This is a genomic window from Variovorax sp. WDL1, assembly GCF_001541225.1.
Taxonomy (GTDB): Bacteria; Pseudomonadota; Gammaproteobacteria; order Burkholderiales; family Burkholderiaceae_C; genus Variovorax.
Map to the genome: position 1 here is coordinate 1 of NZ_LMTS01000200.1, position 5,788 is coordinate 5,788.

Sequence of the window (5,788 nt, forward strand, 5' to 3'; positions counted from 1 at the left end):
AAGAAAGTGACTCGCCCGCCGGGGCGAATTCCCGGCTCCGCACTCAAACCAAGCGCACCGTATGCAAGCACGCAATCAGACTATCCGAGTGCCCCTCCCGCCTTCCAAGACCACCCCCCTTCACGCAAAGAAGCCGGGCCCAGCCCGGCTCTCCTTCCAAAGCGCCTTCCTTCAGATCGCGAGGCGATCCCCGCGCGCGGCCGCCCGCGCCTGGGTGCGCACACTCGCGCGGTCGACCGTCGAGTCGACACGCGTCACGCCTTGGCCGAAGCCTTCCGCGTAAGGATTCGCGCTGCGAGCGGCAGCGATTCCTTCCGAGCGAACCGAAGCACGCTCGACCGAACTGGCAATGCTGGTGACGCCCTGCCCTGCCACGTCGCTGAATCGGTCGCCGCTGCGCGCGGCCGCGACGCCTTCGGCGCGGACCTCGGCACGGCTCTGGGTCGACGTGACCTTGGCGACGCCGTCATAGGTTTCTGCCTGGACGCCTGCGGCAGCGAGGATCGCGAGTGCAAAGCCGGAGAGGAGCTTGGAAGCGGTGTTCATGTCGAATTCCTTCAAGAAGTTGAATGGGTTGGTGTGGGATGAAGTTTGCGCCTGCAGAGCGCCTTGCGGATGTGCGTTTTCGCACCTCGGCGTTCATGTCGTGGAAACAATGCGGCCTTCCAAGGCGCTTGTGGATCTCACCCGCGCGCCACGTCGATCACGGCCTTCGCAAAGGCCTGTGGCGCTTCCTGCGGAAGGTTGTGGCCGATGCCGCCGCTGACCAGCCGATGCTCGTAGCGCCCGGAGAACTTCTTCGCGTAGGACGTGGGTTCCGGATGCGGTGCGCCGTTGGCATCGCCTTCGAGCGTGATCGTCGGCACGCCGATCACCGGTGCCTTGGCGAGCCGGTTCTCGAGCGCCTGGTACTTCGCCTCGCCTTCGGCCAGGCCGAGGCGCCAGCGGTAGTTGTGGACCGTGATGGCAACGTGATCCGGGTTCTCGAATGCCACGGCGCTGCGCTCGAACGTGGCCGCATCGAAGTTCCACTTCGGCGATGCGAGCTGCCAGATGAGCCTGGCGAAGTCGTTGCGGTTCTTCTCGTAGCCCGCGCGGCCGCGGTCGGTCGCGAAGTAATACTGGTACCACCACTGCAACTCGGCCTGCGGCGGCAAGGGGATCTTGCCGGCCTCCTGGCTGCCGATCAGGTAGCCGCTGACCGACACCAGCGCCTTCACGCGCTCCGGCCACAGCGCGGCCATGATGCACGCCGTACGAGCGCCCCAATCGCATCCGGCAACGGTGGCAACCTGGATCTTCAACGCATCCATCAGCGCGATGATGTCGACGGCGACCACCGACTGCTGCCCGTTGCGCGGCGTGTCGGCCGACAGGAAGCGGGTGGTGCCGTAGCCCCGCAAGTAAGGCACGATCACACGGAACCCGGCGGCAGCCAGCAGCGGTGCGACGTCGACGAACATGTGGATGTCATAGGGCCAGCCGTGAAGAAGGATCACAGGCGAACCGTCTGCCGGCCCTGCCTCGAAATACCCGACGCTGAGACTGCCGGCCTCGACGCGCTTGAGCGGCTCGAGGCGCTTGACAGTGGCTGCACCGGCGGATTGAGCGAAAGCAGGCACGATGGACGTCAGCTGGGCGACGGCGATGCCGAGCGCCGCCTTGCCCAGGAAAGAGCGGCGCGGCAACTGTTGGGAAGCGATCATTGAGATCTCCTGGATTTGGAACTGGTCGAAAAGAGGGTTGTTGTCAGCCGGATCGCATGCGCCTTCCGAACTGATGGCGCGATTGTTCGGCGCAGAGGCGGCACGGCGATCGCTTTGCGTATGCCTCTGTATCTGAGCCCGCTTCGTCAACACTAAATTTCAATGCAGACGCTCATTCAGGCGCGACGGTCCCGGCCTTCGCCGTTCCAACTTGTACGGTTGGCTTCAAGGTCCCGCGCTTGATCCATGTCAACGTCAGGTCGCCTTGTGTGCGGTAGCGTACCGATAGCCCTCCCCCTTCCTTCTAGACTGTCCCTGGCGGGCGCTGGCCTGATCGCAGTTCGTCTCAAACCGTTCAGGAGAAGCTCATGACCTTAGGCACCATCCTGCTGATTGTTCTCATTCTTTTGCTGATCGGTGCCATTCCGAGTTGGCCCCACAGCAGAAGCTGGGGCTACGCGCCCAGCGGCGTGCTCGGTCTTGTGCTGCTGGTGGTGATCGTGCTTCTCTTGCTGGGACGCATATAGGAAGCCCTGGCTCGCGCTCGCTGACGTGGTCCCATATGCATCGATTCCTCTACAACAACCGCGACGAACTCATTGAACGGTGCAAGGCCAAGGTCGCCCAGCGGCCCAGGCGAGCCGCGACGGCCGCGCAGCTCGCCAACGGGGTGCCGATGTTCCTGGACCAGTTGATGAGAGCGCTGGAGGCACAGGAGAACGGTGAGTTCGACGAAAGCTTCCGGATTTCAGGTGCCACTGGCGGTCACGCAGGCGACTTGTCCGAGATGGGCCGGAGCGCCGCTGCGCACGGCAAGGAGCTCTTGAAGCTCGGCTTCTCGGTCGACCAGGTGGTGCATGACTACGGAGACCTCTGCCAAGCCATCACAGACCTCGCGGTCGAGCGCGATGCCCCGTTTTCCGTCGATGAGTTCCGCACGTTGAATCGTTGCCTCGACAACGCCATCGCCGACGCGGTGACGGAGTTCGGAGCCTCGCGGGATGCCAGCGTTGCGCTTCAGCAGACCGCGGAGGAGAACGAGCGCCTCGGCATGCTGGTGCACGAGCTGCGGAACTACCTGCACACCGCAACGCTTGCGTTCGCGGCCCTGGAAGCGGGAAAGGTTCCATTCAATGGTGCAACCGGCGCCGTGCTGAAAAGAAGCCTGAATTCGTTGGCCGCACTGCTCAGCCTGTCGCTGTCGCAGGTGAGGGGCACAGTCGAGCTGACGCACGAGCCTGCGTTCTCGGTCGCATCGTTCGTCGCGGAGGCCAGGAATGCCGCCGCGCTCGACGCGAGTGCCAAGGGCTGCACGTTCTCTGTCCTTGAGGTCGATGCCGCACTGGGCATCTCCGGAAACAGGGAGCGTCTGCTCGCAGCCTTGGTGAACTTGCTGCAGAACGCATTCAAGTTCACCCACGCCCACACCGAGGTCGCCCTGAGCGCCTACGCCGAGGGGGACGAAGTTCTGTTCGACGTCAAGGACCAATGCGGAGGGCTTCCTCCAGGTGCTGCCTCACGCATCTTCCAGCCCTTTGTTCAGGTCGGCGACAACAAGAGCGGGTTGGGACTTGGTCTTTCCATCGCGCGACGAAACGTTGTGGCCGATGGAGGCTCCTTGACCGTTCGGGACGTACCTGGCACAGGGTGCGTGTTCACCATCAAACTTCCGCGCAGGACGCTTGCCTAGCAAGGAGTGCGCGAGCGGCCGCGTTGGTCCGCATCGATGCCGTGTGGCTGGCCACCGAGCCGATCGCCATGCGCGCCGGAACGCAGACCGCGCCGGCGCCCGACCTGCCCGACGCTAACGTTCTCGCCCATCACCAGCGGCAGCGACAGGTAGCCGCAGACGTCTTCGCAGCTGCAACTGCAACGCCTCTACAAGGTCGTACGCCTCCATGTAGCTCTCACTGAACCCGGTTTGCCTCCATGCCTCGCAATCGGCAACAGCTTTGGAGATACGTTCTTCCAGCGTGGAGATCGATTCTTCAGTATTCATTGGAAACTCCTTCGGCTCGGCGCCGCACACCATTTTCCGCTTGCGATGGCGCTTGAACATCGGCGGCCATCGACGCCGAGCAGCCGTTCTTGATCTGCGTCAACGGGCTTCGAGAAGGGCTTCCACGGCGAGCTTTGCGGTCGGCGCGCTGCTGCCGTCGGCAGTCACGTCCCACGACTCGAGGCCGAGCAGTTGCAAGCCTCGCCGGTGCGTGCGCGAGCGCGGGTCCGCGAGTTCGTGCAGCACGTCCATGTGGTTGCGCCCCGGGACGCACTCCGACGCGCGCACCACGCGCGGCCCCCAGGCCTGCGCGATCAGGTCGGCCTGCCGCAGGAACTCCTCGCTCTCGTCGCCGCCCACCACGGCGACCAGCGCGCCGCGCTCGGGCGCGGGCATGGCCGCGGGGCTGAGCCGCAAGGCCGATGCCGCGGTCAGCCCGATATCGCCTGCCAGGAAGGGTGCATGCCGCAGCGGCTCCAGCTCGTAGAGGCCCGAGATCGACAGCACCGACTTGACCAGGTCCCCGGGCAAGTCCGGCGCCACGGCTTTCCAGTCGCAAGCCAGCAGCATCGTTGCCAGGTGCCCGCCCGCCGAATGACCGGCAACCACGATGCGGGCGGGGTCGCCGCCATGCGCGCGCGCATTCCGATAGACCCAGGCGATGGCCTGGACCAGCTGCAGCACGATGCGCTCGATCGTGACCGCCGGGCACAGCGCGTAGTTCGCCAACACGACCATTGCGCCCGCGTCGGCGAAGGGCGGCGCCACGAAGCTCTGGTCGCGCTTGTCGAGCGCCCGCCAATAGCCGCCGTGGACGTAGACCAGCACGGGCGCGCCCGGTCGAGCGGCAGGCAGCACATCGAGGCGCTCGCTGGCGTCGTTCCCATAGGCGAGGTCGAGCACCCAGCCTGGGCGCGCATAGGCGCGAGCCGAGGCCTCGGCCCAGTGCTGCAGGATGGCGGGATGGCCGGGAATGCGCGCGCGGTTGTTGTACTGCGCGTCGTACCAGGCAGGGGGCAGGATGACTTCGGTCATGTTCAGGCACAACTCCGGCGAAACTTCGGCCACATTCAGCGCCGCTTCGCAGCGGCCGCTGCCGGCACCCGTGCACCGTTCGGCTTCGGGCGGCCGCTGGGCGCGGGCTTCTGCTGCGACTCGCGCAGCGCCGCATCGATCAGCGCATCGGCCATCCACAGCGCGGTGCGCTCGACCTCGCGGTCGCCCAGGCCCCAGATGTCCTTCAGGATCACGTAGGGCTCGATGCCGTAGACCACCGACAGGGCATGGTGCAGCCGCTTGCGCACGGCGGGCCGCAGCTGCGGCACCAGCGGCTCGATCGCGTGCTCGAGGATGCGCACGCGGTGGCCGCGCCGGTACGGCTCCTCCTCCAGCAGCCCGGCGCGCTCGAGCCCCCACTGCTCGAGCGAGAGCTGGGCGGCGGCGCGCAGCTGGGCCTCGAACTCCTTGAAGCGCGGAAAGGTCTGCAGGAAAAGCTCGTGCACCCGCTCGCGGCCGCTCGGGTTGTCGGAGGCCAGCTTGCGCACCGGCCCCAGCGAGCTGTCGATGACCGCCGTGACCAGCGCGCTGCGGCTCGGAAAGTAGCGATAGGCGGTGGCGCGCGAGACCTTCGAGCGCGCCGCGGCCTCCGCTACCGAAGGGATGTGGCCGCTCTGCCGGATGATGTCCATGGCGGTGTCGAGCAGCAGCTTGAAGGTCGCCGCCTTGACGCCGCGCTCGGGCGGCAACGGAGGTTCGCTCAGCTTGTGCTTCAGTCGCGTCATGGGGTTTGTACGGAGTGCGGAAGGGCTTTGCCTTGCTTGTGGAGTGCCGAGCTCGGCACGTATGATGCACCGATCCCGATTTGAGACGCAAGTCTCAAAAACCACGGTTCCCTGATCTCGAGGCGATGGGGCGGCCTTGCCGGCCCGCATGACATTCGAGACAAGACGGAGACAACGGCGATGCGCTTTGCAAGCTGGAGTTGGGGCGGCCGCGACCACGCAGGCCTGGTCTCGGCCGACGGCCGCGAGGCCACGCCGCTGGCCGTGCGCGACGCATCGGCCGGCGTGCTGCCGCTGATCCA

At 65.9% G+C, this 5,788-nt stretch carries 7 protein-coding genes; 2 read left to right on the forward strand and 5 right to left on the reverse strand.

The genetic code is table 11. From position 1 onward, the window contains the following. Positions 1–171: 171 nt before the first annotated feature. Complete coding sequence (locus tag APY03_RS26245) at positions 172–546, reverse strand: hypothetical protein (RefSeq protein ID WP_068681518.1); 375 nt, start codon at positions 544–546, stop codon at positions 172–174. A gap of 137 nt (positions 547–683) precedes the next feature. Continuing rightward, positions 684–1,706: an alpha/beta fold hydrolase gene (locus tag APY03_RS26250; protein WP_068681520.1), complete on the reverse strand. Its 1,023-nt coding sequence runs from the start codon at positions 1,704–1,706 to the stop codon at positions 684–686. Positions 1,707–2,074: 368 nt separating this feature from the next. Here APY03_RS26250 and APY03_RS40620 point away from each other — a divergent pair, with 368 nt between their 5' ends. After that, positions 2,075–2,233: a DUF3309 family protein gene (locus APY03_RS40620; protein ID WP_083944572.1), complete on the forward strand. Its 159-nt coding sequence runs from the start codon at positions 2,075–2,077 to the stop codon at positions 2,231–2,233. 296 nt (positions 2,234–2,529) lie between these two features. After that, positions 2,530–3,396 (forward strand): sensor histidine kinase, encoded by an 867-nt coding sequence (locus APY03_RS26255; RefSeq protein ID WP_332307398.1) that lies wholly within the window; start codon positions 2,530–2,532, stop codon positions 3,394–3,396. Positions 3,397–3,510: 114 nt separating this feature from the next. On the opposite strand, the gene APY03_RS26260 is transcribed toward APY03_RS26255, so the two are convergent. The 3 genes from APY03_RS26260 to APY03_RS26270 form a co-directional block, all read right to left on the reverse strand. Beyond that, on the reverse strand, positions 3,511–3,705 hold the full coding sequence (locus APY03_RS26260) for a hypothetical protein (protein ID WP_232081215.1): 195 nt from the start codon (positions 3,703–3,705) through the stop codon (positions 3,511–3,513). A 99-nt stretch (positions 3,706–3,804) separates the two neighbouring features. After that, the gene (locus tag APY03_RS26265) at positions 3,805–4,740 is read right to left on the reverse strand and encodes an alpha/beta hydrolase (RefSeq protein ID WP_068681526.1); all 936 of its coding nucleotides are present in this window, start codon (positions 4,738–4,740) and stop codon (positions 3,805–3,807) included. Between the two features lie 35 nt (positions 4,741–4,775). Then, positions 4,776–5,486 (reverse strand): TetR/AcrR family transcriptional regulator, encoded by a 711-nt coding sequence (locus APY03_RS26270; protein ID WP_068681528.1) that lies wholly within the window; start codon positions 5,484–5,486, stop codon positions 4,776–4,778. Positions 5,487–5,788 lie beyond the last annotated feature (302 nt).

Bases quoted from the DNA above. Each gene is read 5' to 3' on its own strand.
- APY03_RS26245 (WP_068681518.1), bottom strand. From the start codon at position 546: ATGAACACCGCTTCCAAGCTCCTCTCCGGCTTTGCACTCGCGATCCTC.
- APY03_RS26250 (WP_068681520.1), bottom strand. From the start codon at position 1,706: ATGATCGCTTCCCAACAGTTGCCGCGCCGCTCTTTCCTGGGCAAGGCG.
- APY03_RS40620 (WP_083944572.1), top strand. From the start codon at position 2,075: ATGACCTTAGGCACCATCCTGCTGATTGTTCTCATTCTTTTGCTGATC.
- APY03_RS26260 (WP_232081215.1), bottom strand. From the start codon at position 3,705: ATGAATACTGAAGAATCGATCTCCACGCTGGAAGAACGTATCTCCAAA.
- APY03_RS26265 (WP_068681526.1), bottom strand. From the start codon at position 4,740: ATGACCGAAGTCATCCTGCCCCCTGCCTGGTACGACGCGCAGTACAAC.
- APY03_RS26270 (WP_068681528.1), bottom strand. From the start codon at position 5,486: ATGACGCGACTGAAGCACAAGCTGAGCGAACCTCCGTTGCCGCCCGAG.